This is a genomic window from Streptomyces sp. SUK 48 (genome assembly GCF_009650765.1).
GTDB lineage: Bacteria > Actinomycetota > Actinomycetes > Streptomycetales > Streptomycetaceae > Streptomyces.
The window spans coordinates 1592580-1617273 of record NZ_CP045740.1; the positions used below are offsets into that span (position 1 = coordinate 1592580).

Annotated in this window: 24 protein-coding genes and 1 pseudogene; 11 read left to right on the plus strand and 14 right to left on the minus strand. The window is 73.3% G+C overall.

Features of this window, described 5'->3' with window-relative positions; all coding sequences use genetic code 11:
- Nucleotides 1-76 precede the first annotated feature (76 nt).
- On the plus strand, nucleotides 77-913 hold the full coding sequence (locus tag GHR20_RS06670) for an aldo/keto reductase (protein ID WP_153812619.1): 837 nt from the start codon (nucleotides 77-79) through the stop codon (nucleotides 911-913).
- A gap of 111 nt (nucleotides 914-1024) precedes the next feature.
- On the opposite strand, the gene GHR20_RS06675 is transcribed toward GHR20_RS06670, so the two are convergent.
- A complete protein-coding gene (locus GHR20_RS06675) occupies nucleotides 1025-1636 on the minus strand; it encodes a hypothetical protein (protein WP_153812620.1) in 612 nt (203 codons plus the stop codon).
- A gap of 203 nt (nucleotides 1637-1839) precedes the next feature.
- Here GHR20_RS06675 and GHR20_RS06680 point away from each other — a divergent pair, with 203 nt between their 5' ends.
- The gene (locus GHR20_RS06680) at nucleotides 1840-2547 is read left to right on the plus strand and encodes a glycoside hydrolase family 75 protein (RefSeq protein WP_153812621.1); all 708 of its coding nucleotides are present in this window, start codon (nucleotides 1840-1842) and stop codon (nucleotides 2545-2547) included.
- Nucleotides 2548-2624: 77 nt separating this feature from the next.
- On the opposite strand, the gene GHR20_RS06685 is transcribed toward GHR20_RS06680, so the two are convergent.
- The gene (locus GHR20_RS06685; RefSeq protein WP_153812622.1) at nucleotides 2625-3818 is read right to left on the minus strand and encodes a hypothetical protein; all 1194 of its coding nucleotides are present in this window, start codon (nucleotides 3816-3818) and stop codon (nucleotides 2625-2627) included.
- A 438-nt stretch (nucleotides 3819-4256) separates the two neighbouring features.
- On the opposite strand from GHR20_RS06685, the gene GHR20_RS06690 reads away from it, so the two are divergent.
- Nucleotides 4257-5327 carry a hypothetical protein gene (locus GHR20_RS06690; RefSeq protein ID WP_153812623.1) on the plus strand — a complete coding sequence of 357 codons (1071 nt, stop codon included), beginning with the start codon at nucleotides 4257-4259 and terminating at the stop codon, nucleotides 5325-5327.
- Nucleotides 5328-5383: 56 nt separating this feature from the next.
- Here the strand turns inward: GHR20_RS06690 and GHR20_RS06695 are convergent, their stop codons facing one another.
- Both GHR20_RS06695 and GHR20_RS06700 read right to left on the minus strand, forming a co-directional pair.
- On the minus strand, nucleotides 5384-6085 hold the full coding sequence (locus tag GHR20_RS06695; protein ID WP_148023243.1) for an SDR family oxidoreductase: 702 nt from the start codon (nucleotides 6083-6085) through the stop codon (nucleotides 5384-5386).
- 95 nt (nucleotides 6086-6180) lie between these two features.
- Nucleotides 6181-7128: a class I SAM-dependent methyltransferase gene (locus GHR20_RS06700; protein WP_153812624.1), complete on the minus strand. Its 948-nt coding sequence runs from the start codon at nucleotides 7126-7128 to the stop codon at nucleotides 6181-6183.
- Between the two features lie 147 nt (nucleotides 7129-7275).
- Here GHR20_RS06700 and GHR20_RS06705 point away from each other — a divergent pair, with 147 nt between their 5' ends.
- Nucleotides 7276-8040: a phytanoyl-CoA dioxygenase family protein gene (locus GHR20_RS06705; protein ID WP_153812625.1), complete on the plus strand. Its 765-nt coding sequence runs from the start codon at nucleotides 7276-7278 to the stop codon at nucleotides 8038-8040.
- A gap of 38 nt (nucleotides 8041-8078) precedes the next feature.
- Here GHR20_RS06705 and GHR20_RS06710 read toward each other — a convergent pair whose 3' ends face one another.
- Both GHR20_RS06710 and GHR20_RS06715 read right to left on the minus strand, forming a co-directional pair.
- Nucleotides 8079-8819 (minus strand): class I SAM-dependent methyltransferase, encoded by a 741-nt coding sequence (locus tag GHR20_RS06710; protein WP_153812626.1) that lies wholly within the window; start codon nucleotides 8817-8819, stop codon nucleotides 8079-8081.
- 5 nt (nucleotides 8820-8824) lie between these two features.
- Nucleotides 8825-9130, minus strand: coding sequence for a 4a-hydroxytetrahydrobiopterin dehydratase (locus tag GHR20_RS06715; protein ID WP_111581306.1), 306 nt, complete (start codon nucleotides 9128-9130; stop codon nucleotides 8825-8827).
- Nucleotides 9131-9311: 181 nt separating this feature from the next.
- Between GHR20_RS06715 and GHR20_RS06720 the strand changes: the two genes are divergently transcribed.
- Complete coding sequence (locus GHR20_RS06720; RefSeq protein WP_194858831.1) at nucleotides 9312-10139, plus strand: helix-turn-helix transcriptional regulator; 828 nt, start codon at nucleotides 9312-9314, stop codon at nucleotides 10137-10139.
- Nucleotides 10140-10258: 119 nt separating this feature from the next.
- The gene (locus GHR20_RS06725; RefSeq protein WP_153812627.1) at nucleotides 10259-11122 is read left to right on the plus strand and encodes a helix-turn-helix transcriptional regulator; all 864 of its coding nucleotides are present in this window, start codon (nucleotides 10259-10261) and stop codon (nucleotides 11120-11122) included.
- A gap of 112 nt (nucleotides 11123-11234) precedes the next feature.
- Here GHR20_RS06725 and GHR20_RS06730 read toward each other — a convergent pair whose 3' ends face one another.
- From GHR20_RS06730 to GHR20_RS06740, 3 genes are all read right to left on the minus strand, one after another.
- The gene (locus GHR20_RS06730) at nucleotides 11235-11660 is read right to left on the minus strand and encodes an OsmC family protein (protein WP_153812628.1); all 426 of its coding nucleotides are present in this window, start codon (nucleotides 11658-11660) and stop codon (nucleotides 11235-11237) included.
- A 111-nt stretch (nucleotides 11661-11771) separates the two neighbouring features.
- On the minus strand, nucleotides 11772-13883 hold the full coding sequence (locus GHR20_RS06735) for an alkaline phosphatase family protein (RefSeq protein WP_243877960.1): 2112 nt from the start codon (nucleotides 13881-13883) through the stop codon (nucleotides 11772-11774).
- A 176-nt stretch (nucleotides 13884-14059) separates the two neighbouring features.
- Nucleotides 14060-14491: a hypothetical protein gene (locus tag GHR20_RS06740; RefSeq protein WP_111581301.1), complete on the minus strand. Its 432-nt coding sequence runs from the start codon at nucleotides 14489-14491 to the stop codon at nucleotides 14060-14062.
- 84 nt (nucleotides 14492-14575) lie between these two features.
- Between GHR20_RS06740 and GHR20_RS06745 the strand changes: the two genes are divergently transcribed.
- Complete coding sequence (locus GHR20_RS06745) at nucleotides 14576-15349, plus strand: MBL fold metallo-hydrolase (RefSeq protein ID WP_111581394.1); 774 nt, start codon at nucleotides 14576-14578, stop codon at nucleotides 15347-15349.
- Complete coding sequence (locus GHR20_RS06750) at nucleotides 15346-15978, plus strand: VTT domain-containing protein (protein WP_111581300.1); 633 nt, start codon at nucleotides 15346-15348, stop codon at nucleotides 15976-15978. Before GHR20_RS06745 ends, GHR20_RS06750 begins: the two co-directional genes overlap by 4 nt.
- A gap of 20 nt (nucleotides 15979-15998) precedes the next feature.
- On the opposite strand, the gene GHR20_RS06755 is transcribed toward GHR20_RS06750, so the two are convergent.
- The 3 genes and pseudogenes from GHR20_RS06755 to GHR20_RS06765 form a co-directional block, all read right to left on the minus strand.
- The gene (locus GHR20_RS06755) at nucleotides 15999-17105 is read right to left on the minus strand and encodes an MBL fold metallo-hydrolase (protein ID WP_153812630.1); all 1107 of its coding nucleotides are present in this window, start codon (nucleotides 17103-17105) and stop codon (nucleotides 15999-16001) included.
- Nucleotides 17102-18357: pseudogene (locus GHR20_RS06760) on the minus strand (aminotransferase class I/II-fold pyridoxal phosphate-dependent enzyme). Before GHR20_RS06760 ends, GHR20_RS06755 begins: the two are co-directional and overlap by 4 nt.
- 199 nt (nucleotides 18358-18556) lie before the next feature.
- The gene (locus tag GHR20_RS06765; RefSeq protein WP_153812631.1) at nucleotides 18557-19312 is read right to left on the minus strand and encodes a hypothetical protein; all 756 of its coding nucleotides are present in this window, start codon (nucleotides 19310-19312) and stop codon (nucleotides 18557-18559) included.
- Between the two features lie 473 nt (nucleotides 19313-19785).
- Here GHR20_RS06765 and GHR20_RS06770 point away from each other — a divergent pair, with 473 nt between their 5' ends.
- From GHR20_RS06770 to GHR20_RS06780, 3 genes are all read left to right on the plus strand, one after another.
- A complete protein-coding gene (locus tag GHR20_RS06770) occupies nucleotides 19786-21582 on the plus strand; it encodes a thiamine pyrophosphate-requiring protein (protein ID WP_148023232.1) in 1797 nt (598 codons plus the stop codon).
- A gap of 65 nt (nucleotides 21583-21647) precedes the next feature.
- Nucleotides 21648-22025 (plus strand): DUF2795 domain-containing protein, encoded by a 378-nt coding sequence (locus GHR20_RS06775; RefSeq protein WP_153812632.1) that lies wholly within the window; start codon nucleotides 21648-21650, stop codon nucleotides 22023-22025.
- A 24-nt stretch (nucleotides 22026-22049) separates the two neighbouring features.
- Complete coding sequence (locus GHR20_RS06780; protein WP_111581294.1) at nucleotides 22050-22592, plus strand: type 1 glutamine amidotransferase domain-containing protein; 543 nt, start codon at nucleotides 22050-22052, stop codon at nucleotides 22590-22592.
- Between the two features lie 98 nt (nucleotides 22593-22690).
- Here GHR20_RS06780 and GHR20_RS06785 read toward each other — a convergent pair whose 3' ends face one another.
- Nucleotides 22691-22978 carry a DUF6158 family protein gene (locus GHR20_RS06785; RefSeq protein WP_085567443.1) on the minus strand — a complete coding sequence of 96 codons (288 nt, stop codon included), beginning with the start codon at nucleotides 22976-22978 and terminating at the stop codon, nucleotides 22691-22693.
- A gap of 86 nt (nucleotides 22979-23064) precedes the next feature.
- On the minus strand, nucleotides 23065-24684 hold the full coding sequence (locus tag GHR20_RS06790; RefSeq protein WP_148023230.1) for an ATP-binding cassette domain-containing protein: 1620 nt from the start codon (nucleotides 24682-24684) through the stop codon (nucleotides 23065-23067).
- Between the last annotated feature and the right edge of the window lie 10 nt (nucleotides 24685-24694).

The window sequence follows — 24694 nt, forward strand, 5'->3', positions numbered from 1 at the left end:
CGTCAGGAATGTATCGCGGTGTGTGATCGTTGACGATGGAGAACCACGTCGTCGACCAGCGAAGGATCACGAGCTCGTGAGCAGCAAGGTCCCCCCGATCATCCTCAACAACGGCGTCGAGATGCCCCAGGTGGGCTTCGGCGTGTGGCAGGTGCCGGACGACGAGGCCGCGCAGGCCGTCGGCACGGCGCTGGAGGCCGGGTACCGCAGCATCGACACGGCCGCGGCGTACGGCAACGAAGAGGGCACCGGCCGGGCCATCGCGGCCTCCGGTCTGCCCCGCGAGGAAATCTTCGTCACCACCAAGCTCTGGAACAGCGACCAGGGGTACGACGCGACACTGCGTGCCTTCGACACGTCGCTCGGCAAGCTGGGGCTCGACCATCTCGACCTGTACCTGATCCACTGGCCGCTGCCGGCCCGGGACACGTACGTCGACACGTACAAGGCGCTGGAGAAGCTGTACGCCGACGGCCGGGTCCGTGCCATCGGTGTCTCCAACTTCCTTCCCGAGCATCTGCGGCGGCTCGCGGAGGAGACCTCCGTCGTCCCCGCGGTCAACCAGATCGAGCTGCATCCGCATCTTCAGCAGCACGCGGCCCGGGAGTACCACACGGAGCACGGCATCCGTACGGAGGCGTGGTCACCGCTCGGGCAGGGCAAGGGGCTGCTGGAGGTGCCGGCGATCGTGGCGATCGCGCAGAAGCACAACCGCACTCCGGCGCAGGTGGTGCTGCGGTGGCACGTCCAGCAGGGCACCATCGTGATCCCGAAGTCGGTGACGCCGTCGCGGATCAGGGAGAACATCGAGGTGTTCGACTTCAGCCTCGACGCGGAGGACCTGGCGGCGATCGGCGCGCTGAACGAGGACCGGAGGATCGGTCCGGACCCGGCGACGTTCGACATGGGCTGACGAGTTTCTCTCCGGCCGCGGCTCAGGGAAAGCCCTGAGCCGCGGCCGGTCGATGGCGGGGACGCTCAGCGGCGCCGACCGGCGCGCCGGTTGCGACCAGCCGTGCCGCTCTCACAGCGTCTGCGCGTCCGCGTGCACCACCTCGAACTCCTCCAGCGCCACCACCGTCGCCCGCGCCTTCGCCGTGCCGGACCGGCGGACGGCGGACACGGGGGCGCGGGAGGACGCCAGGGCATGCCCGTCGGTGAAGACCGTGCCCACGATGCCCCGGCCCCGGTCGCGGTCCAGCAGCAGCGCCGTGCGGGCGAGACCCGGCACCGTCTCCAGCCGTGGCAGCACCGTCGCATGGAAGGTGTCGGCCAGCAGGTCCGCGTCCCGGGGGTCGAACTCCAGCCGGGCGACCCGCAGTCCGCCGCCGGCCACGGGCCGCGGCAGGGCGTGGAAGACCGCGACGCGATAGTGCTCGACCGCCACCGACGCGGCGAACGGCTCCAGCAGCGCGGGACGCCGCTCGCGCATCACCTCGTCGCTGTTGGCCTGTGCCTCCTCGGACTCCCACCAGCTGACCGTGAGCAGCTTGCCCAGCTCACGGTCGACGAAGACGCCCGCGCCCCGATAGCCGGGCCGCTCCTCCAGCAGATCGTGGCCCCGGCTGTTCAGGGCGCGCAGGGCCGACTCCAGCCGGGCCGGATCCCCGGTCGCGTACACGGTGCGTACGAACATGACACCTCGCCTCCCGGGCACGGTTGACGCGGACCCTCGGGTGACTTCGGTCCTCCGGTGACTCCAGTCTCACCACGGGCGTAAACCGCCGCAATACGCGCGGGGTTCCGCGCGTTCGCCACCGGAGGGTTGACGCGCACATGGCATCTACGCCACGGTGAAGCCGCCCGGTAAGGAAAGTTTCCTAACAGAAGGGCCCCACAGTGCGTCTTCGATCACTGACCCTCGCCGCGGCCTCCGGGGCCGCCCTGCTCGCCGCCGGCCTGATGCCCGCGCACGCGCTCGCGAACCCCGCGCCGGCCGCCGCGCCGAAGACCGCCCAGGAGGGCTCGGTCGGCGCGGCCGACCTGCTCGCCAAGGTGAAGTCCTGTGCGCAGATCTCCAGCGGCAAGTACCAGACCGACGACGAGACCTCGGCCACGGTCCCCGTCTGCGGCAAGAACGGCGCGGTGTTCTGGAAGGCCGACATGGACATCGACTGCGACGGCCAGCGCACCACCGACTGCAACGAGGACCGCGACCCCTGGTTCCAGGACGACACCGCCTTCCACCAGTCCGACGGCAAGCCCCTGAAGTCCGAGTCGCTGCCGTATGTCGTGGTGCCCAGCGCCAGCGGCATCTGGAAGTACTCCGACTACGGGATCAAGGGCGGTGGCGTGGTCGCCGTCATCTACGGCGGCAAGGTGGAGTACGCCGTCGTCGGCGACACCGGCCCCACGAAGATCATCGGCGAGGCGTCGTACGCCACCGCGAAGGCGCTCGGGATCGACCCGGACCCGGCGACCGGCGGCGCGGACTCGGGCGTGACCTACATCCTGTTCAAGGACTCCAAGGTCTCCCCCATCGAGAGCCACAGCGCCGCCGTCTCCCTCGGCGACCAGCTGGCGCGGCAGTTCCTGGCGAACAACTAGGGCGTGTCCGACGCCCCCGCACGGAACCGGGAGGCCGGGGGGTTCACGTGCGGGCCGTGCCGACGGGGTGCGGGACGTCAGACAGCGGTCAGGGTGTACGTGCCCGCACCGTCCTGCCTGCCGCTGGAATACTGGCGGATGAACTCCCCGTCCGCGTAGCGGTCGTGGCCCAGCATCGAGCCGGTGTACTTGTTCTGGATACCGACGTTGCCGGAGCCGGGTACGTCACGGTAGATGTAGAACCGCTGGATATCATCCTCCGCGCAGGAGACCGTCTTCAGGGCCGCGCCCTCGGTGGCCGCGTTCTGCGCGTCGATGGCCGCGCACCCTCCGTTGCCCCAGTTCCACAGGGTCGCTTCGAGGACCCCGTTGTTCTCCATCACGTTGCACAGGCGCCAGTTGTCCAGGTGGGCGCTGAGGAAATTGGACTCACGCAGGCGGACACCGTCGGCGGCCAGGAGCGGAGCGCTCCAGTTCAGGGGCTTGCCGGGCACGCCGATCCGGTAGACGGCGGGCTGGCAGTCCAGGGCGGCCCGCGTCACGGGGGCCGGGCTCCTGGTGACGGCCACGGTCTTCCCGGCCGTGGTGAGTCCCCGGGCCTCGGCCCTGGCGGAGCGGACGGGACCTGCCGGGTGCTGCGCGGTCGCGGCGGGCGCACCGCAGTCGAGGAGGCCCTGGGCCTTGGCCATGATGCTGCTGGCGGGGACCTTGTCCTCGCAGCGCACCGCGCCCTCCTCGAGGGTGGTGTACGTGGTGTAGGACCCGGTGTCGGGGCCCTCGACCCACTTCAGTCCGCCCGCGTCCGACCGGTTGCAGTTGAGGCTCCCGTACGTACCCGTGACCTTCTTCGTGCCCTCGTACAGGCCGTAGTAGCCGGGCTTGCGGAAGTCCCAGGAGATCGACTTGTTCGTGGTCGAGGTGTGGGTGTAGTTGACCTGCACGTTCAGGCCGAGCATGCCGCCGACCATGCCAAGGGCCTCGACCTGGAAGTTGCCCTGGATGTTGCCGTTGACGCCGACGGACACCGAGATGGTGTCCTGGACACTGGTGTCCACGCTCTGCGAACCGGTCGAGCCGTCGGTGACATACCAGCCCTTGAAGTGCGTGATGGTCGGCACGACTTCGGTGCTCTTGATGATCGGGTGGCGGGTCCCGAGATCGGCTGCGGTACACGTCTGGCCGGGCTGAACCGTCTGCCCGGCGGCGGGCGCGGCCCAGGTGGCGGCGGCCGGGGTGGCGGCCAGGCCGACGGCTGCCGTGGCGGTGGCCATGAGCGCTCCGAGCCCTCTGCCCAGGCGGGTCCCTGTACGGCGCATCGCTGCTTCCCCCTGCTTGTGTATGGCCTGTGAGGTGAGTGTGAGTGAAACTAGCGCCGCCGGGGGGTGCCAGGTCCAGACCGCAACTGGCCAAACCGGATCAAAAACTGTCGTGTTCTCGGTTGGCATGGAGGGGAGTTGCCCGGTTCCATACCTCCGGTGCGCCCGCCAACGGGCCACCGGCGGAAGGGACCACCTGTTGAAACACGTCGGACGCTGCGTGGTGGCACTCGCCTCGCTCGCTCTCACCCTGACCACCCTCACCACGACGGCGCAGGCCGCCACGCCCCCGCCGCCGCGCCCGGCCCCGCCACTGTCACCGCGCCCCCGGCCGCGCCCGGCAGGACCTGCGGCCCGGTCGAGCCCGGGACCAGGGCCTACAAGGAAGGCGCGGTGAAGTCCTGCATCGAGGTCCGTCCCGGACCGGCACGGACCGCCCCCAAGCCCCTTGTTCCGGTGACGGCCTGCACCGGGGACAAGGGGTACGCCTCGACCCGGCACAGCTACTGCCTGGAAGCCACTGCCGACTACACCCTCTACGGCAAGGACGCCGGCACCGGCGCGGAGGTGGAGATCGGCAAGTCCACCATGCACATAGCCCAGCACGCTTCCCTCGATCCGCGGGGGGCGTCGTGGAAGGAGCAGGTGGAAGCCACGGTCGTCCAGGGGACGCCCACCATCGGCGAAATGATCTTCGATTTCGATGCCTCGTGCTCGGGCCAGTGCACGCTGGCCAACCGCAGGATGCGCTCGAACATCGGCATCGGTGAAACCAAGACGGCCGCCTTCACCTTTCAGACCACGGTCGGCAACAACGCACAGACAGAGATCGTGCCGTCCTACCATCTCAGCGCGTACTCCACCGAAGAGAACGACCCCAGCGGACACCACGAACTCGACAACCGGTGGAACAACCCCAACACGCTGCGCTGTGACCAAGCGGTCAGCAAGGACGCGAACACCGGCTGCATCGTCATGGGGAACATGGCCGATGTGAAGATCTCCATCGCCAAGTACGGTGCCGCGGCCATCACCTACCAGTGGGCGCAGAACACGCTGATCGGCGGCAACTTCGGAACGCCGGGCCACACGCTGATCCGGTTCCGGGACGACGACGGCAAGATCAGGGACCGTAACCGCTACCAGTCCTGCGAGGCCGCCCCGAACCCCTTCAAACCCTTCCTCGTCACGGCGGAGAAAGACTCGTGCGACGAGTTCCCGTTCGCCGCGACCGCGCAGGGCGGCACCAACGGCAACCTGTGCTCGGAGATCCAGCCGTGGTTCAACTCCGCCACCGGCCAGTGGGAAGTCAAGCTGCTCAGGTATCCGGGGCCGATGGTGAACTGCGTCCGCAGTCACGTACCGATCAGCCAGAACACCGGCGCGGGCAGCGAGTACGGCAACGCCGTCCTGTCCGAACGCATCCTCGACGGCGAGAACTTCACCGTCACCATCACCGGCTAGGTTCTGTCCGACGGGTCATGCGCGAGGCCGGCTGATCCCCCGGCACAGGCGGTACGTCAGTTGGGCTGGCCCAGCGGGCGTACGACCACCGTGTTGACGTCGACCCCGGCCGGCTGCCGGATCGCCCACACCACGGAGTCGGCGATCTGGTCGGCGGTCAGCAGGTACCCCGGGGGCAGGCTGCCGTAGCCGTCCCAGAACGGTGTCTCCACCCGGCCGGGGGCGACCAGCGTCACGCCGACGCCGAACTCGGTGACCTGCCGCCGGGTGTTCTCGGCGAGCCCGGTGACCGCCCACTTGGTCGCCCCGTACAGGTTGCCGGGCGTGTTCACGAACCCGGCGACGCTGCCGACGAGCACGATCCGGCCGCGCGTCTCCTTGAGCGCGTCGATGGCGGCGCGGATGAGCAGGGCCGGGCCGAGGACGTTGGTGAGGACCATCTCGGACCAGCCGGCCGGGTCGCCCTCGGCCACGGAGTCATGGGTGGCGGTCCCGGCGTTGGCGACCACGGTGTCCAGCCGGCCGTACGTCGCGAGCGTGCGGTCGACCGCGTGCCGGATGTCGTCGTACGAGGCCGCGTCGCCGACGACGGTCGTCAGCGCCCCGGGGTCGCCCAGGCTCTCGGCGAAGTCCCGCAGCCGCCGTTCGGTGCGGCCCGTGACGGTGACCCGGTGTCCCGCGGCCAGCAGTTGGCGGGCGACGGCGGCCCCGATGCCGCTGCCGCCGCCGGTGATGAGCGCGACCGGAGAGTCGTTCATGGTTTCCCCCTGGATTCCCGAATGCCGTGCAACGGAAAGGGAGTTCACCACCTGGAGTGCTCTCGAAGTCAAGTGCCGCCGGGCGCCGGGGCCGGTCAGGACGGGCGCACGGCCGTGTGCACGGTGTGCGCGGACAGCACGAAGACGTCCGGCCGCCGGTGGACGCTTCCGGGGTCGGCCGGGTCCAGGAGCCGGCCGAGGGTGTCCCGGTCCTCGGCGGTGAGCACGTCGCCGAAACTCTCGCGCTGCCGGCCGAGGAGCTCGGCGATGTGCGCGCGGGCCCGCTCGTCGGCCGGGGCGGGCAGGTCGAGCAGGAAGCTGCGGCTGCCGGTGTACCGCAGGCCCGCGGCGGTCAGCAGGCCCGGCCAGTCCTCGGTCTCGGCGACGGAGCCGGGCAGCTCGGTCCGCATCCGCGTGAACCGGTCCTCCTCCAGGGCGTCCAGCCGCGCCTGGAGTCCCGGGCGGCCGATGCCCAGGTCGCGGGGCAGGAAGCGGGAGGGCAGGCCGCCTTCGAGGAGGGCCAGGGTGCCGCCGGGGGCGAGCCGCTGCCCGAACGCGGTGAGCGCGGCCCGCTGGTCGCCGAGGTGGTGCAGGCTGCGGCTGGCCCACAGCAGATCGGCGGGCTTCGGCAACTCGTCCAGGACGTCAGGGAGTTCACCGGCGAGGGTGTCGAAGCGGTCGGTGAGGCCGAGGCGGTCGGCGCGGGCGCGGGCCCGGTCCAGGAGCGGCGCGGTGCCGTCCACGGCGACGACCCGGGCGCCGGGGAACACCTCGGCGAACAGGCAGGTCAGCACCCCGGGACCGCTGCCCGCGTCCGCGATCAGCCCCGGCTCGGCGAGCTCGTCCGCCAGCCAGGACAGGGCCTGCCGGTACAGCGGGGCGAACAGCTCGGCCTGGGTCTCCAGGTGGGGGGCCAGCTGGTTCCAGTCGATGTCCGCGCCGTGCCCGTGCCCGTGCCGGTGTCCGTGACCCGCTTCGTGTCCCTGGCCCGCTTCGTGTCCCTGGCCGTCGTGGGTGTGATCGCCGTCGTGGTCGTGCGCCATGGTGGTCAGCCTCTCTTCCGGATACGGCCAGAGTGCGACGCCACACCGGGTGAGGGCCAGTTCCGTTGCCGACCCGGCAAATCCCTCGCGGGGCGGTCGCCGGAAAACCGGATGCCCGGCCGCCGCCCCTCGTCCACCATGGCCCGCATGGGCAACGACATGGTGGAGCGCTTCCTCGCCGACGGTTTCGTGAAGATCGAGGGCGCGGTCGCACCCCGGGTCGCCGAGGACTGCGCGCGGCTGCTGTGGCGGGAGACGGGGTACGACCCTCAGGACCCCGGCACCTGGCAGGAACCGGTGGTGCGGATCGGCGGCCTGGCGCAGGGCCCCTTCGCGGCAGCCGCCAACTCCCCCGCCCTGCACGCCGCGTTCGACCTGCTGGTGGGCGAACGGCGCTGGCTGCCGCGGTACTCGCTCGGCACCTTTCCGCTGCGCTTCCCGCACCCCGCGGACCCGGGCGACGCCGGCTGGCACATCGAAGGCAGCTATCTGCCCGAGGGCGCCGGCTGGTTCCACACCAATCTGCGCTCCCGGGACCGGGCGTTGCTGATGCTGTTCCTGTTCAGCGAGGTGGGCGAGGAGGACGCCCCGACGCGGATCCGGGCCGGCTCGCATCTGGACGTGCCGCCGGTCCTGGAGCCGTACGGCGAGGCGGGTGTCTCCGGGCTGGAGATCGCCCCGGAGCTGGTCGCGGCGAGCGCGCACCGGCCGCTCGCCCTGGCCACCGGGCGCCCCGGCGATGTCTATCTGTGCCATCCGTTCCTGGTGCACGCGGCGCAGCCGCACCGGGGCACCCGGCCGCGGCTCATGGCACAGCCGCCGCTGGACCCGGCGGTGCCGTACGAGCTGGAGCGGCCGGACGGGGCGTACTCACCGGTGGAGACGGCGATCCGGCGGGGGCTCGGGCGATAGGGCACCCGGCCGCCGCGCCTCCCCTGTCCGTCGGCCCGTCAGTCCTTGCGGAAGGCGCGCAGGCTGAACGTCGGGTCGGGGCGCGGGCGGTCCTGGTCCGGGAGGGCGGCGAGGCGGGCGGCGTACGTCTCCCGGCGGGGATCGCCCGGCGGCAGCAGGCTGAACCAGCCCCGGTGCAGGTCGGCGATGGTGCTGCGGGGGCTGCGGCCCTGGCCGACGCCGGGGAAGGCGGACCGCCCGGCGAGCGCGAGCCCCTGCCGGGCGGCCTGTGCGGTGACGAGGCCGGCGGCGTCGGCGGCGGGGCGGATCGGGCGGCCGGCGAGGGCGGCCTCGATGTCGCTGCCCACGTCGTGCGCGGCGGCCTTGTCGACCGTCGTGACGTACACCCCGCCGGGCTTCAGGACCCGGGCGCACTCGGCGAGGACGGCGCGCAGGTCCTCGGGGTCGGTCAGCAGGTGCAGCAGCCAGATGCTGGTGACGGCGTCGAAGGCGGCGCCGGGGAAAGGCAGTCGGCGGCTGTCGGCCCGCACGATCGTGCCGGGCAGGCGGACGGCGGCCCGGCGGATCATGCCGGCGGCGAGGTCGGCGCCGGTCACCCGGGTCGCGGGGCGGGCGGCGGCGAGCCTGCGGGTGACGATGCCGGTACCGCAGCCGAGGTCGAGGAGGCGCCCCGGGCGGTCGGGTATCAGGTCGAGGACGGCGCCCGCGGCGGCCTCGGCGCGTGCCTCGCCGCCGCGTGAGGCGTCGTAGCGGCGCGCTTCCTTGTCGTAATCGAGCACGACGCTCAGTGTGCGCCGTGGCCCGGGGCGATGTCCTCCACCCTGCGGGCGAGAGCGAAGTCCTTCTCGGTGAGGGTGCCGCCGGCGCTGTGGGTGGTGAGGGTGAGGTCGACGGAGTGGTAGCCGAGGGTGCAGTCGGAGTGGTGGTCCAGCTCGTCCTGGATGCGGGCGATGTGCAGGACCAGGGCGGCCGCGGCGAAGTGCGTGGGGAGCCGGTAGGTGCGGGTGAGCCGGTCGCCGTCCGCGGACCAGCCGGGGAGTTCGGCGAGCCGGTCCTCGATCTCCTTCTGCGACAGCGGTGCGACGGCCATGGCGCGGCTCCCTTCGGGACGGGGGCGGGTCTGCTCCCAGCCTGCCACGCGCCGGACCGGGACGGCGGGCGACGCGTCCACGGGTCCGATACCGGCTGGGGCCCCGTCGTTTCCGGCCTGACCTGGCGCGTCCGCGGGCGCGAGGTCGTTGGGCCGCGCACTTCTCGTCTAGGGTCGAGGTATGACCATGGTCGCCACCGAAGCTTCCGTGTCCGCCGCCGCCCTCGACGGCAAGGGGGTGGGTCCGCTGCTGCGTGCCTGGCGGGAACGGCGCCGCGTCTCCCAGCTGGAGCTGGCGCTGCGGGCCGACTCCTCCGCCCGGCACATCAGTTTCGTGGAGACGGGGAGGTCCCGCCCGAGCGAGGAGATGGTGCTGCGGCTCGCCGAGCATCTGGACGTGCCCGTGCGGGAGCGCAACGCGCTGCTGCTGGCGGCCGGTTACGCCCCGCGCTATCCGGAGACGCCGCTGGACGATCCCGCCCTGGACGCCCTGCGCGAGGGGATGGAGCGGCTCATCCAGGGCTATGAGCCGTATCCCGCGCTGGTGGTGGACGCCGGGTACACGGTCGTGGCCGCCAACCGGGGCATCACGATGCTGCTGGACGGCATCCCGGAGAAGCTGCTGCACCCGCCGAACGCGATGCGGCTGACCCTGCACCCCGAGGGCCTCGCCCCGCGCATCCGCAACCTGAGGGAGTGGCGCGGGCATCTGGTCGCGCAGATGGAGCGGCAGCTGGCGCTGCACCGCTCGGACCAGCTCCGCGCCCTGTACGAGGAGGTGACGGCGTATCCGGTGCCCGAGGACGCGCCGGGCGAGGAGCCGGAGGAGCCGGTGCCGTACTTCGCGCTGCCGATGCGGGTCGAGCACGAGGGCCGCGTCCTGTCCTTCGTGTCCTCCATCTCCACCTTCAACACACCGATGGACGTCACCGTCGCCGAACTCGCCATCGAGACCTTCCTGCCGGCCGACCCGGCGACGGCCAAGTACCTCCAGACGATGGCCGATTGAGGACCCCTCTCCCGGGTTGACGAACCTGTGATCATTCGGTGCGCTCGATCCGCTGTGCGAGCAGGCGCCGCGTGACAGACTGCTGCGCGCCAGGGCGGCACGGCAGGGGAGGACGTGGCGTGAGTGAGCGACGGGCCGCACCCACCGTGGGCCAGGTGGTGCTCGGCAAGCGGTTGCAGGAACTGCGGGAGGCGGCGGGTCTCAGCCGTGAGGAGGCCGCCGGGGTGCTGCGGGTCGCGGCGGCGACCGTACGGCGCATGGAGACGGCCGAAGTCGCGCTGAAAATACCGTACTTGCAGGTCCTTCTCGGCACCTACGGGGTGGCGCGGGAGGAGGCGGCCGCGTTCGTGCGGCTGGCCGAGGAGGCCAACCAGCCGGGCTGGTGGCAGCGGTTCCACGATGTGCTGCCCGACTGGTTCAGCCTCTACGTCAGCCTGGAGGGCGCCGCCCGGATCATCCGCTCCTACGAGCCGCACTTCGTGCCGGGACTGCTCCAGACCGAGGCGTACGCGCGGGCGGTGATGGAGGCGGGGACGATCGGGCAGAGTGAGCCGGAGTCGGTGGAGCGGCATGTGTCGCTGCGGATGGAACGGCAGCGGCTGCTGGAGCGCGCGGACCCCCCGCACCTGTGGGTGATCATGGACGAGACGGTGCTGCGGCGCCCGGTGAGCACGTCCCCCGAGGTCATGCGCGAGCAGCTGGACCGGCTGGTGGAGTGCGCCGGGCAGGACCGGATCACGCTCCAGATCGCGGAGTTCGCGGCGGGCCCGCACCCGGGGACGTACGCGCCGTTCACGCTGTTCCGGTTCGCCGAGCCGGAGTTGCCGGACATGGTGTTCACCGAGTATCTGACCGGCGCCCTGTACCTGGACGCGCGGCGGGAGGTCGCCGCGCACCTGGAGGTGCTGGACCATATGACGGCGCGAGCCGCCTCGGCGCGGCGCACCCGGGAGATCCTGCGGGAGTACCGGGCGCGGATCTGAGCCGTGCCCACGGCCCCGAGGTGCCGCGCCCCGACGGGAGCGCGGCACCTGTGCGTCGACTGTGCGTCGACGAAGAGCGCGGCACCTGTGCGCCGCCCGGCGGCGCCCCGGCTCAGGCCAGTTCGGCGGTCAGGGTGATGGTCGTACCGGTGAGCGCCTGGCTGACCGGGCAGTTCTTCTTGGCGTCCTCGGCGGCCGACGTGAAGCCCTGCTCGTCCAGGCCGGGCACCTCGCCGCGCACGGTGAGGTGGATGCCGGTGATGCCGGTGCCCGGCTGGAAGGTGACGTCGGCCTTGGTCTCCAGCTTGGTGGGCGGGGTGCCGGCGCCGGCCAGGCTGTGGGCGAGGGCCATGGAGAAGCAGCTGGAGTGGGCGGCCGCGATCAGCTCCTCCGGGCTGGTCTTCCCGTTCGCCTGCTCGGCGCGCGACGGCCAGGACACCGGCTGGGCGCCGATGCCGGAGGAGTCGAAGCTGACGACGCCCTGGCCATCGAGAAGGTTGCCTTCCCATTCGGTGTGCGCGGTGCGCGTGGTGGCCACGGTGGTTCCTTTCGCGAGGGATACGGTCCCGATGCCGGGTGTCCTAAATCCCTATCCGATCACATCCGGGCGGCGGAGGCGGGGGTTCTGCGGTGCCCGGGGGACGCGTCGTCAGGCCGCCCGCTCGCCCTCCTCGGCGGCGGCCCCGGCGAGCGGGACCCCGGTTTCGGACAGCTCACCGAGCCAGCGGCGCAGCACCCGGTGCACCTGCTCGGCCCCGGTCAGCCGCTCCCCCGCCGCGACGGGCTCGGACAGCTCCAGCGGGGACATCAGGAACGGGCGGGACTGGGCGCCGCCGAGCCCGCCGTGGGAGCCGATCTGCTCCTCGAAGGCCAGCACCTCGCCGTCGGCGGGGTCGTACGCGGAGTTCACCATGATGTCGGCGGTGTGCGGGAAGGAGTGGGTGCGGCGCACCGCCTCGACGGCGCCGGGTCCGAAGCGGGCCAGCGGTCCGGGGTCGCGGTCGAGGTCGGCCAGCGGGATCTCGGTGCCGCCCGGGCCGAGCACCACACCGCCGTGCGCCTCGCTCGCCACCAGCAGGAAGCCGATGCCGGGATGGTCGGCGAGGGTGGTGAGCAGGGCGGGGTGGCGGGCGTCGATCTCCTCCCTGGTCAGGCGGTGGGGCACGTCCGGGAAGGAGACGAGGCCGAGGTTGCCGGAGGCCAGCACGATCGGCTCGCGGCGGCGGGCGGGGCGGTGCCGCTCGCCCTCCTCCACGGGCCGGCGCAGGGCGGCGCGTACGGCGGCCCGCGCCTCGGTGCCGCTGCGCGTGCCTTCGGCGCGGCGCGGTACGTGCAGTCCGCAGCCGGCCCGTACCAGGTCGGTGAGGGTGAGGCGGTAGCGGGCGTGGAAGGTCTCGCCGGGGCTCTGCCCGTGGTCGGAGAGGACGACGAGGCGGTACGGGCGCGGGGCGTGCTCGGCGACCCGGATGAGCAGGGCGAGGCTCCGGTCGAGGCGGGTGAGCACCTTCTCGGCGTCGCGGCTGTACGGCCCGGAGTGGTGGGCCACCTCGTCGTAGGCGACCAGGTCGGCGTAGACGGCGGTGCGTCCGGCGAGCATGTCGCCCATCACCGCGGCGACCACGACGTCGCGTTCCACGACGGTGGCGAAGGCGCGGACCAGCGGGTAGAGGCCGCCGCGGGAGACGCGGGGGCGCCGGCGGCGGAACCGGGCGCGGGTGGACTCGCCGATCTCGCGGCCCACCTCGGCGACGAAGGACAGGGCGGTGCGCACGGCGTTGGCCGGGTCGGAGAAGTAGGCGAAGTACCCGGCGCGGGACCGGTTCTCCCGGCTCCGGCGGCGGGCCGCTATGGACAGCACCAGGGCCTGTTCCCCGGCGCCGCCGCTGAAGAGGTTGCCGCGGCTGGCGCCGTCCTCGCTGAGCAGTCCGCCGTCACCGGTGTGCGCAACGGCGCGGCGCTGGAGTTCGGCGGCGCTGGTCGGCCGGTTGCAGACCATCACCTCGCCGCGGTCCTTCTCGTACCAGCGGAAGGCGGGGACGTCGTAGGTGCTGCCGTGCAGGATGCCGAGCTGGCTGGCGCCGGTCTGGCTGGACCAGTCGGTGTGCCAGGGGGTGAGCCGGTGGGTGGGGGGCCGGGTGCCCCCGTCGGCCGCCAGCAGGCGGGCGAGGGCCGGCATCAGCCCCTTGGCCACGGCCGCGGTCAGGACGTCGTGGCCGACGCCGTCGAGCTGGAGGAAGACCACGCCGGGGGTCGGGGCGCAGGGCGGGTCGCTTCTTCGGCGGCGGGCGGCCAGGCGGTGCAGCCGGCGCCGGTACGCCTCGTCGTCGCGCACCGCGAGCGCGCCGCCGGTGGCCGAGGCGACGGCCGACATGACGGCGGCCACGATGACGGCGGTCTCCGGCGCGACCGCGCCCCGCCCGGTGGGGTTCAGGCGCAGGGCGACCAGCAGCAGCGAGCCGTTGAGGAAGAACACCAGCAGGCCGAGGACGAGGGCGGGGACGAGCAGCAGCAGCCGGACGAGCAGCGGCCACACCACGGCGGACAGGACGCCGAACGCGCCCGCGCCGAGGGCGGCGGTGAGGGCGATCCGGGTGGCGCTGTCGCCGTCGGCGGACTGGAGCCGGAAGTCGGGCAGGAGCAGCGCGAGGGCCAGCATGGTGAGCGTGGAGACGGCCCATACGGCGACGCTGCGCCCGGTCTGACGGGCGATCCGCCGCCATCCGATCCGACCGGCGGCCCGCCGCCACCCTACGCCCCGCACGCCCGCGCTTCCTCCGCTTCGACCCTCCCCCGCCCGCGGCGAGGTCACCGTCCCGGTGCGCTGGGGCGACCGGGCCGTCCTCCACCTTGTCATATCGGCCGGGAACCACCCGAAGGAGTGACGGCGGGCTCACCGTCCGTCGTCTGCGGGGGTCGCCGTCCGTGGTGTCCCGGGGCTCACCGCCCGTCGTACCCGGCGGTCGGCATGGACAGCCGGCGGTGCACCCGGGCCTTCATCTGCGCGTCGTACGACGGCTCCGCCCGGCCCACCGTGACCACCCGCATCCCGCGCCGGGCGCACTCGGCGGTGAACTCCTCCACGGAGGCCAGGGCCCGGCGCAGCACCCGCAGGCTGGGCGCCACGAACACGTCCACGCCGGGGCGTACGCCCTCCCACAGGGCGCGATGGTCGAAGCGGAGCCCGCCGACGAGCAGTTCCCGGGCGACCACGTAGCCGTGTTCGTCGGCCCAGCGGGCGCACATGGCGTGCTGGGTGCGGCTGTCGACGAGGAAGGGGTCGGCGTCGAGTTCTTCGAGGGGGGTCAGGCTGGCGATGGCGATGGCCCGGGCCGGTGCGCGCGCGCCGGAGGCGCCCCGTGGTTGTCCCATGGCGTCCCCCTCACCTCCGGTTTTCGCCGCCGACCCTACTCCAGCCCGTAGGCTTCGGACAGGCGCGTGAAGGAGGCGAAGAAGGTGCCGGTGGAGATCACCTGGTGGGGTCATGCCACCTGCACGATCGAGGATTCGAACATACGAGTGCTCACCGATCCTCTGTTCGCCAGTCGGCTCGCGCATCTGCGCCGCCGGCGGGGCGCGCTCCCCTCCGCCGAGGCCCGGCGCGCCGACGTGGTCCTCGTCTCCCATCTGCACGCCGACCATCTGCATCTGCCGTCGCTGAGGGCGCTCGACCCGGGCACGCGCCTGCTTGTGCCCCGGGGCGCACTCCAGGCGGTGCCGGGCGTACGCCGGCTGCGGCACCTGCGCGTCACCGAGGTGGCCCCGGGGGACGAGATACGCGTCGGCGCGCTGCTGGTGCGGGTGGTGCCCGCACGGCACGACGGGCGGCGGCTGCCGCTGGGCCCGCACCGCTCGCCCGCGCTGGGCTTCGTCGTCGAGGGAGAGGCGCGGACCTACTTCGCCGGGGACACCGGGCTGTTCGACGCGATGGCCGACGCGGTCGGGCCGGTGGAGGTGGCGCTGCTGCCGGTGGGCGGCTGGGGGCCGTTCCTCGGGGAGGGCCATCTGGACGCGGGCCGCGCGGCACAGGCCCTGGACCTGCTGGCGCCGCAGGCGGCGATACCGGTGCACTACGGGACGTACTGGCCGATCGGCATGGACGCGGTGCGGCCGCACGAATTCCACGCGCCGGGCGAGGAGTTCGTACGGCTCGCGGCCCTCGCCGCCCCGAAGGTCGCGGTGCACAGGCTCGCGCACGGCGAGCGTGTCCGGCCGGCGGTCGCCCGGTGAGCCGGCTCGCGGCCGCGGCGGCGCTGGCCGCGGTGACGACCTCCGTCGTGCCGCCGGAGTCGACCCAACAGGCGCTCGGTTACCCGTCGTTGTTCCTGCTGGTGCTGATCGGCGCGCTGGTGCCGGTGGTGCCGACGGGGGCGCTGGTGAGTTCGGCGGCGGTGGTGGCGTTCCATCAGACGGCGCCCTTCGCGCTGGCGCTGGTGTTCGTCACGGCGTCGCTCGCGGCGTTCCTCGGGGACGCGGCACTGTACTGGCTGGGGTGGCGCGGGATGCGGTCGCGGGGCGGCTCGCGGTGGCTGGAGGCGATACGGTCGCGGGCGCCGGAGGAGCGCCTGGAACAGGCACGGGGAAAGCTGGCCGACCACGGGGTCGCGGTGCTCGTGCTGTCCCGGCTGGTGCCGGCCGGCCGTATTCCGGTGATGCTGGCGTGCCTCATGGCCCAGTGGCCGCCGCGGCGGTTCGTGCGGGGGAACGTGGCGGCGTGTCTGGCGTGGGCGGCGACGTACCAGGTGATCGGGATCGTGGGGGGTTCGCTGTTTCCCGAGCCGTGGGAGGGGGTGGTGGTGGCGGTGGTGCTGACCGTCGCGATCAGTGCGGTGCCGGGGCTGGTCCGGCGGTTCCGGTAGCGCCGTAGGGGGTGCTGCCGTCAGCCCAGGGTTCTCGAAGCGCCCACCGGCAGGTCCCACAGGTCCTCTTCGGCAAGTCCCGCCTTCTCCCACGCCGTTCGCACCCGGGTGAGGGGCTCCAGGACCGGTTCCGCCGAGAGGATGAAGGTGGCCCAGTGCATGGGGGCCATGCGGCGGGCGCCCAGGTCGAGGGTGGCCCGGACGGCTTCCTCGGGGTCGCAGTGGACGTCGCTGAGCCACCAGCGGGGATCGTAGGCGCCGATGGGCATCAGGGCGAGGTCGATGCCGGGGTAGCGGCGGCCGATGCGGGAGAACCAGTGGCCGTAGCCGGTGTCACCGGCGAAGTAGAGGCGCGGACCACCGGGGGCGGTGAGCACCCAGCCGCCCCACAGACTGTGGCAGGTGTCGGTCAGGGTGCGCTTGGACCAGTGGTGGGCGGGCACGAAGTCGAAGCGGACACCGCCCAGTTCGGCACCCTCCCACCAGTCCAGCTCGGTGACACAGGTGAACTCGCGGCGCTGGAACCAGCGGCCGAGCCCGGCGGGCGCGAACACCGGGGTGTCGCGCGGGAGCCGGCGCAGCGTGGGGGCGTCCAGGTGGTCGTAGTGGTTGTGGCTGATGACCACCGCGTCGATCCGGGGCAGCCGGTCCCAGGGCACGCCGACCGGGGTGACGCGGGCCGGGGTGCCGAGGATGCGGCGCGACCAGACCGGGTCGGTGAGCACGGTCAGGCCGCCGATCTGGACGATCCAGCTGGCGTGCCCCGCCCAGGTGACCGCGAGGGTGGCGGGGTCGGCGCGGGGCAGCGGGGCGGGCGCGTACGGCAGCCGGGCGATGTCGGCGAGGCCCTGCGCGTCGGGGCGTACGGCACCCTCGCGAGCGAAGCGGGCGAGGGCCTTGAGGCCGGGCAGCGGCGCGGTGAGCCGGTCGTGGAACGTGCGCGGCCACACCCGGCGTTCGCCCAGCGGGCGGGGTTCGGCCAGCGGCGGGAAGGGGGGCGCGCCGGCACCGGCGCTCGTACGGATACCGGTCGCCGCCGAAGTCTCGGGAGCCGTGGGCGAGTCGTCCGTCGTCGGGGTCGATCCGGACTCTTGCGTCTGCTGCGTCTGCTGCGTCTGCTGCGTCATCGAGGAGGCTCCCATCGCTGGGCGTCGTCGCGGAGATCGTCGAGGGCCGATCTCAGGGCGGTCAACGAGCTCTGCACAGAGGGAAGTTCCCATGGTGTGGGTGAGGTGAGGGCTTGCCCGCGCTCCTCGTCCGTGCCGCCCAGCAGCGGCCCGGTGCCGAGCCGTACCCGCGGTGCGCCCAGGTCGTCGCCGAAGCGGTGCCCGCCGGGTGCGGGCATCCCGGTCCCGGCGGTCAGGAAGTCCTCCAGCTCCTGGGCGTCGTTCACGTCCCGGGCGGCGAGGGCCTCGCGGAAGGGGCTCAGATCGGCGTAGAGATGACGCCCGGCCTGCGGGGGCGGGCGAGCGCCCCGGCGGCGGTGACCTCGGCGTGCGCCGCGCGGGCCAGGCGGGCGTGCAGCCGTACGGCGGCCTCCCGGCGCTCGGTGACGGGCGGGGGCTCGTCGAGGGCGTAGCACGCGGCCGCGGCGACCGGGGTGGCGAGGCGGGCGCCGAGCCCGGTGAGGATGTCCAGGACCCGTGCGTGCAGGCGGCGTCCGGAGCCGGTGGCGGGGAAGCGGGCGACGGCGGCGGGCCAGCCGGGCGGCAGCAGGGCACCCGCCAGGTCGGTGACCACGGTGACCCGGTCGGGCCGCATCTCGGCGGGGCTGAGCAGGACGGTCTCGTGCGGCGCGTGCACGGTGTCGCGCCAGGTCTCGTCGCTGACCAGGTGCAGGCCCTCGGCGGTGGCCGCCTCCACGGTCTCGTGCAGCAGTTCGGGCGGGGCGACGGTGGCGGTGGGGTCGTCGGCGACGGACAGCACCAGCAGCCGCGGGTCGCCGCCCTCGGCGCGGACCCGGCGCACGGTCTCCAGCAGCGCGTAGGGGTCGGGGACGCCGCCGCTCTCGGCGGGCGTGGGCACATGGAAGACGGGGCGGCCGAGGACCCGGGCGTAGGGGGCCCACCAGGCGGCGCAGGGGCGGGGCACGAGGATGTCACCGCGGTCCCCGGCGAGCGCGGCCGTGAGGGCGAGCAGCAGCGCGGGGGCGCCGGGACCGGCGGCGACCTGGTCGGGGACGCACGGCAGGGCCCGCCGGGTCCAGTAGCCGCAGGCGGATTCCAGCAGGGCGGGGGCGCCGCCGACGGGCTGGGCGTCGGCGCGGCCCGCCGCCGCGGCGGCCACGGCGGTCAGTTCGGGGAGCACCGGCAGGCCGTCGCCGGGCAGCGGCGGGCCGTAACGGACGGGGCCGTGGCCCTCGGGGTCCGTCCGCCGCATGTCCGCCTCCGCGCAGTCCGTGGTGCCGCCCGGCCCGGGGCCGTGCCGTCCTGTGTGCCGCCCCGGACTCGTCCGGCCCCGCGCCGGACGGTGCCGAAGCCGCGGGGATCGGCGGGTGGGTCCGGTGGGCCGGGGGTGTACCCGGGTTGCTGTGTACCCGCTGGGCGTAACTCCATGGCCGGGGCGGGAGTTGTGCGGGTCACACGTCCGCCGGCCGGTCACCTCCGCCAGTGCGGAGGCGGCCGTGGAGCCGGTAGCCGGCGCCCGCGCAGGCGGCGGCGATCAGGGCCCCGCCCGCGGCCAGGGCCGGGACGGAGTCGTTGAAGGTGCCGCCCGCGCCGGCCGCCACGCCGTGCTGGGTGCCGCCCCCGCCCGCCGCGCAGTCGTCGCCCCGGTCGTCGCCGCTCCCCGGACTCCAGGCCGTGTCCTCGTCGCGGTCGTCGCCGCCGCCCTCGTCGTCGTAGGAGTTCGCCGAGTAGCCGGAGGAGGTGCGGGGCTCACGGCAGGAGTCGTCGCCGGAGTCCTCGCAGGCGCCGGAGCGGGTGCCGTCGCAGCCGCGGTCGTCGTCGGCGCAGGAGCCGCTCCTGGCGCCGGTGCACTGCCGGGTGTCACCGGTGCAGGTCTCCCCCGCCCGGCACGGGGTGCCGGTGCCGGTGCCGGTCCCGCCGCACGGCTTGCCGGGGCCGCCGCTCGCCCGGGTGTCGGGGGCGCCGCTCGCCCGGGAGGTGGGTCCGGGCACCCGGCCCGCGGCGCCCCCGGTGTCCGGGTCGGGCGCGGGTGCCGGGGCGCGGGTGGTGCCCGGCAGCTGCGGCTCCGGGACGGTCGTCGAGGGGGCGCAGCTCGCCGACCCCGCGCCGGGGGTGGCCGCGGCGGCGTGGGCCACGGGGCCGGTCAGGGCGAGCGCGGCGCCGGCGGCGAGGGCGACGACGGGCAGGGCGCGGACGGTGCGGCGCATGGAAGGGCTCCTCGGGAGCTGCGGCGGACTGCGGAGGTCGGGCGGCGAGCGGCGGACGGCTGGGGTGGCGGGCGGGTGAGGGTCAGGTGCGGGCGGCTGAGGGCGAGGTGCGGGCGGCTGAGAAGGCGGGCGGCTCAGGTGGCGGGCGGTGGACGGCGGGCTGATGGTCGTACCGGCGCGGTCGTACGGACGCACAGGCGCGGCCGTACGGGCGGCGGCCGAGGCAGCGGTACGGCACCCACGCCCTGCGGCGCCGGGGTCGTACCCCTCCCTCCCCGCCATCACAGCCCGCCGCACGCCCCGGCGCGCGCGGCCGGGCCCCATTCGCGGGACGCGGACGCCCACCCGGGTGACGGCACGGCCCGGCGCGCGGCACTCGCGGACCCCGGGAGGTTTTCCGCACTGCCCGCCGGAGACCCGGTCGACGCTGACCGGATCGTCCGCTGTCCAACCCCGTCGGGGAGGTCCCTTTCATGAGCAAGAAGGTGTCCGACCACGTCCTGGAGCGTCTGCGCGCCTGGGACGTCGAGCAGGTGTTCGCCTATCCGGGCGACGGCATCAACGGACTGCTCGCCGCCTGGGGCCGCGCCGGGGACGAGCCGCGGTTCATCCAGTCCCGGCACGAGGAGATGTCCGCGTTCGAGGCGGTCGGGTACGCGAAGTTCAGCGGGCGCCTCGGCGTGTGCGCGGCGACCTCGGGACCGGGCGCGATCCACCTCCTGAACGGCCTGTACGACGCCAAGCTCGACCATGTGCCGGTGCTGGCGATCGTCGGCCAGACCGACCGCAGCGCGATGGGCGGCTCCTATCAGCAGGAGGTCGACCTGCACACGCTGTACAAAGACGTCGCCTCGGAGTTCGTGGAGACGGTGACGGTGCCCGAGCAGCTGCCGAACGTGCTGGACCGGGCGATCCGCACGGCGTACGCGCGGCGCTGCCCGACCGCGCTGATCATCCCCGGCGATGTGCAGGAGCTGGACTACTCGCCGCCGACCCACGCGTTCAAGATGGTGCCCTCCAGCCTGGGCGCGAGCGAGTGGACGGCGACCCCGGCGGACGAGGCGCTGGGCCGGGCCGCGGAGGTGCTGAACGCGGGCGACAAGCCGGCGATCCTGATCGGCCAGGGCGCCGCGGGCGCGGTCGAGGAGGTGCGGGAGATCGCGGAGCTGCTCGGCGCGGGCGTCGCCAAGGCGCTGCTCGGCAAGGACGTGCTCAGCGACGAGCTGCCGTACGTCACCGGGCCGATCGGGCTGCTGGGCAGCCGGCCGTCGTACGAGCTGATGCGGGACTGCGACACGCTGCTGACCATCGGCTCCTCGTTCCCGTACGCCCAGTTCCTGCCGGACTTCGGCACAGCGCGCGGCGTGCAGATCGATGTCGATCCGCACATGATCGGGATGCGGTACCCGTACGAGGTGAATCTCGTCGGCGACGCGCGGGCGACGCTCCGGCGGCTGATCCCGCTGCTGGAGCGGGACCGGGGCGGCCGGGAGTGGTACGACACGGTGGCCGCGAACGTGCGGCACTGGCACGAGACGATGGAGCGGCGGGCCGGGCTCGCGGCGCAGCCGATCAACCCGGAGTACGTGGCGCGGGCCGTCGATCCGCTGCTCCCCGAGAACGTGATCCTGACCGCCGATTCGGGCTCGGTGGCCAACTGGTACGCGCGGCACATCACGATGCGGCCCGGTATGCGCGGCTCGCTGTCCGGGACGCTCGCGACGATGGGGCCCGCGGTGCCGTACGCGATCGGCGCGAAGTTCGCGCACCCGGACCGGCCGGTGGTCGCCCTGGTCGGGGACGGCGCGATGCAGATGAACGGTCTCGCGGAGATGATCACCGCGGCCAAGTACCGGGACCGCTGGTCGGACCCCCGGCTGGTGGTCGCGGTGTGGAACAACCAGGACCTGAACCAGGTGACCTGGGAGATGCGGGCGATGGAGGGTGCGCCGTCCTTCCTGCCCTCGCAGCAGCTCCCGGACGTGCGGTACGCCGACTTCGCCCGGTCGCTCGGCCTGGAGGGCATCCGGGTGGAGAAGCCGCGGGACGTGGAGGCGGGCTGGCGGGCGGCGCTCGCGGCGGACCGGCCCTGTGTGATCGAGTTCCTGACCGACCCCGCCGTGCCGCCCGTCCCGCCGCACGCCACCTGGGAGCAGCTGGAGGCCACGGCCGCCTCGGTGCTCAAGGGCGACGCGGACCGGGGCGCGGTGGTCAAGCAGGGGCTGAAGGCGAAGGTCCAGGAGTTCCTGCCGGGCCGGACCCGGCGGTAGACGGCGGTGTTCGGTGGTGCCGTACCGGGTACGCGGGTGCGGACGTTCGACCCCTGGAGGGAGATATGCAGCGAGGCAGTGACCGGCTGAACGTGCACCGGGACGACGAGATGAAGCACGAGCTCAAGGGGCTCCTGAGGTCCGGGCACCCGACCCGGGCCGAGGGGTGGCACGACCCGGAGCCCGCCGCCGACGACGACCCGGAGGTGACCGGCGGCCCGGTCGGCGGCATCGGCTCCCCGGCGTCCCTGGAGAAGGTGCGGATGGAGCTGGCCCGAAGCCTGAACCGCAGCGCCTTCCCGGCCCGCCCGGGTGAGCTGGTCTCGGCCCTGCGCCGGGACAACGCCCCGGACCCGCTGGTGGACGCGGTGGCGGAGCTGCCGCGCGACGAGCGGTTCCGCAACGTCCAGCAACTGGCCGAGGCGCTCTCGAGCGGCGGCTGAGCCAGGGAAAGGAGTACGAGAATCATGCGCATCGCGTTTCTGGTGGCGCCCGAGGGCGTCGAGCAGGTGGAGCTGACCGAGCCGTGGAAGGCGGCCTCGGACGCGGGGCACGAGCCGGTGCTGGTGTCGACCGGGTCCGGGAAGGTCCAGGGGTTCAACCATCTCGACAAGGCGGACACCTTCGAGGTGGACGAGGTGGTCGGCGAGGCGGACGCCGGTTCGTTCGGGGGCCTGGTGCTGCCCGGCGGGGTGGCGAACCCGGACTTCCTGCGGATGGACGAGAAGGCCGTGGCCTTCGTGAAGGACTTCTTCGACCAGGGGCGACCGGTCGCCGCGATCTGCCACGCCCCGTGGACGCTGGTGGAGGCGGACGTCGTACGGGACCGGGTGCTGACCTCCTGGCCGAGTCTGCGGACGGACATCCGCAACGCGGGCGGCGCCTGGGTGGACGAGCAGGTCAAGGTCTGCGACCAGGGGCCCAACAAGCTGGTGACCAGCCGTAAGCCGGACGATCTGAAGGCGTTCTGCGAGACGTTCCTCCAGGTGTTCGAGGAGGCGGCCGGCTGAGGACCGAGCCTGCCCGATGACGTGGGTGTGGGGGCCGGCCCGGGACGGGTCGGCCCCCACACCCACGTCGTATCGCGGTGTCGCGCGAGCGGATCGGCTCAGGTGCCGGACTGCCCCGGCGTCACCGACTCGCCGCAGTGGCGCTCCCGGGCGCCCTCGCGGGTGCGGGCCGCGCTGACCAGGCGGCGCGGGTTGCGGCGCAGATACTCGCCCTCCAGCTGCGCCATGCGCTCGTTGTGGGCCCGCAGCGCGTCGTTGGAGCCGTACAGGAGGGTGTCGTGGCGCGTGCGGTGGATGGTCTCCAGCTCTTTCATGAGCTGCTGGTCGTCCAGTCGGCTGGGGTCGACTCCGGTCATGGTGGTGCCCCGCTCGTCGTGTCCGTTCATGGGGTCCGGGTAACCGCGTTCCTGAGTCCACTGTACGAACATCCCGGGCACCCGGCCTCCGCATGCCGCCGGGTGGCCGCCCGCGGCTACCGGGCCCGCTCCACGCGGCGCTCGTCCCACACCGGCTCCGGGGTCTCACGGACCCGGCCGTCGGTGCCGAAGACCAGGAAGCGGTCGAAGGAGCGGGCGAACCAGCGGTCGTGGGTGACCGCGAGGACCGTGCCGTCGAACGCCTCCAGGCCCTCCTGGAGGGCCTCGGCGGACTCCAGGTCCAGGTTGTCGGTCGGCTCGTCCAGCAACAGGGCGGTGACGCCCGCGAGTTCGAGCAGCAGGATCTGGAAGCGGGCTTGCTGGCCGCCGGAGAGCCGCTCGAAGCACTGCTCGGCCTGCTGGGTCAGCTCGTAGCGGCGCAGCCGGGAGGCGGCCGCGCCCCGGTCCTGCGCGTGCTCCTTCCACAGGATGTCCAGCAGGGTGCGGCCCTGGAGTTCGGGGTGGGCGTGGGTCTGCGCGAAGTGACCCGGCACGACCCGGGCGCCGAGCTTCCACTGGCCCGTGTGCGCGACCTCCTCGCCGGCCAGCAGCCGCAGGAAGTGCGACTTGCCGGAGCCGTTGGAGCCGAGGACCGCGACCCGCTCGCCGTAGAACACCTCCAGGTCGAACGGCTTCATCAGGCCGGTCAGCTCAAGTGACGCGCAGGTGAGGGCCCTTACGCCGGTACGGCCGCCCTTCAGACGCATGGTGATGTCCTGCTCGCGCGGCGGCTCCGGGGGCGGTCCGGCCTCCTCGAACTTGCGCAGCCTGGTCTGCGCGGCGGCATAGCGCGAGGCCATCTCATGGCTGACGGCGGCGGCCTGACGGAGGTTCAGGACGAGCTTCTTCAGCTGGGCGTGCTTCTCGTCCCAGCGGCGGCGCAACTCCTCGAAGCGGGCGAAGCGTTCGCGGCGGGCCTCGTGGTACGTGGCGAAGCCGGCGCCGTGCACCCAGGCGTCCGCACCGGCCGGTCCCGGCTCCACGGAGACGATCTTCTCGGCGGCGCGGGCGAGGAGTTCGCGGTCGTGGGAGACGAAGAGGACCGTCTTGCGGGTCTCCTTGAGCTGCTGCTCCAGCCATCGCTTGCCGGGGACGTCCAGGTAGTTGTCCGGTTCGTCCAGCAGCAGGACCTCGTCGGTGCCGCGCAGCAGCGCCTCCAGCACCAGGCGTTTCTGCTCACCGCCGGACAGGGTGCGCACCTGGCGCCACTGCGCCGTGTCGTACGGCATCCCGAGCGCGGCGGTGGTGCACATGTCCCACAGCGTCTCGGCCTCGTAGCCGCGCACCTCGGCCCAGTCGGCGAGGGCCTGCGCGTAGGCCAGCTGGGCTTTCTCGTCGTCCACCGCCATGACGGCGTGCTCGGCCTCGTCCACCGCCTTCGCGGCCTCGCGGATCCGGGGCGGGGCGACGGAAACCAGCAGGTCCCGCACGGTCGTCTCGTCGCGCACGGAGCCGACGAACTGGCGCATCACGCCGAGACCGCCGCTCACGGTGACGGAGCCGCCGTGCGGCTTCAGCTCGCCGGAGATCAGCCGCAGCAGGGTGGTCTTGCCCGCTCCGTTCGGGCCGACCAGGGCGACGGCCGAGCCCTCGCCGACCCGGAAGGAGACATCGCCGAGCAGCGTCCTCCCGTCGGGGAGGTGGTACTCGAGGTGCGCGGCTTCCAGATGTCCCATGAGACCGCAT

Coding starts and splice junctions, on each gene's coding strand:
- GHR20_RS06675 (WP_153812620.1), bottom strand. CDS start 1,636: ATGTTCGTACGCACCGTGTACGCGACCGGGGATCCGGCCCGGCTGGAG.
- GHR20_RS06685 (WP_153812622.1), bottom strand. CDS start 3,818: ATGGCCACCGCCACGGCAGCCGTCGGCCTGGCCGCCACCCCGGCCGCC.
- GHR20_RS06695 (WP_148023243.1), bottom strand. CDS start 6,085: ATGAACGACTCTCCGGTCGCGCTCATCACCGGCGGCGGCAGCGGCATC.
- GHR20_RS06700 (WP_153812624.1), bottom strand. CDS start 7,128: ATGGCGCACGACCACGACGGCGATCACACCCACGACGGCCAGGGACAC.
- GHR20_RS06705 (WP_153812625.1), top strand. CDS start 7,276: ATGGGCAACGACATGGTGGAGCGCTTCCTCGCCGACGGTTTCGTGAAG.
- GHR20_RS06715 (WP_111581306.1), bottom strand. CDS start 9,130: ATGGCCGTCGCACCGCTGTCGCAGAAGGAGATCGAGGACCGGCTCGCC.
- GHR20_RS06720 (WP_194858831.1), top strand. CDS start 9,312: ATGACCATGGTCGCCACCGAAGCTTCCGTGTCCGCCGCCGCCCTCGAC.
- GHR20_RS06740 (WP_111581301.1), bottom strand. CDS start 14,491: ATGGGACAACCACGGGGCGCCTCCGGCGCGCGCGCACCGGCCCGGGCC.
- GHR20_RS06755 (WP_153812630.1), bottom strand. CDS start 17,105: ATGACGCAGCAGACGCAGCAGACGCAGCAGACGCAAGAGTCCGGATCG.
- GHR20_RS06765 (WP_153812631.1), bottom strand. CDS start 19,312: ATGCGCCGCACCGTCCGCGCCCTGCCCGTCGTCGCCCTCGCCGCCGGC.
- GHR20_RS06770 (WP_148023232.1), top strand. CDS start 19,786: ATGAGCAAGAAGGTGTCCGACCACGTCCTGGAGCGTCTGCGCGCCTGG.
- GHR20_RS06775 (WP_153812632.1), top strand. CDS start 21,648: ATGCAGCGAGGCAGTGACCGGCTGAACGTGCACCGGGACGACGAGATG.
- GHR20_RS06780 (WP_111581294.1), top strand. CDS start 22,050: ATGCGCATCGCGTTTCTGGTGGCGCCCGAGGGCGTCGAGCAGGTGGAG.
- GHR20_RS06785 (WP_085567443.1), bottom strand. CDS start 22,978: ATGAACGGACACGACGAGCGGGGCACCACCATGACCGGAGTCGACCCC.
- GHR20_RS06790 (WP_148023230.1), bottom strand. CDS start 24,684: ATGGGACATCTGGAAGCCGCGCACCTCGAGTACCACCTCCCCGACGGG.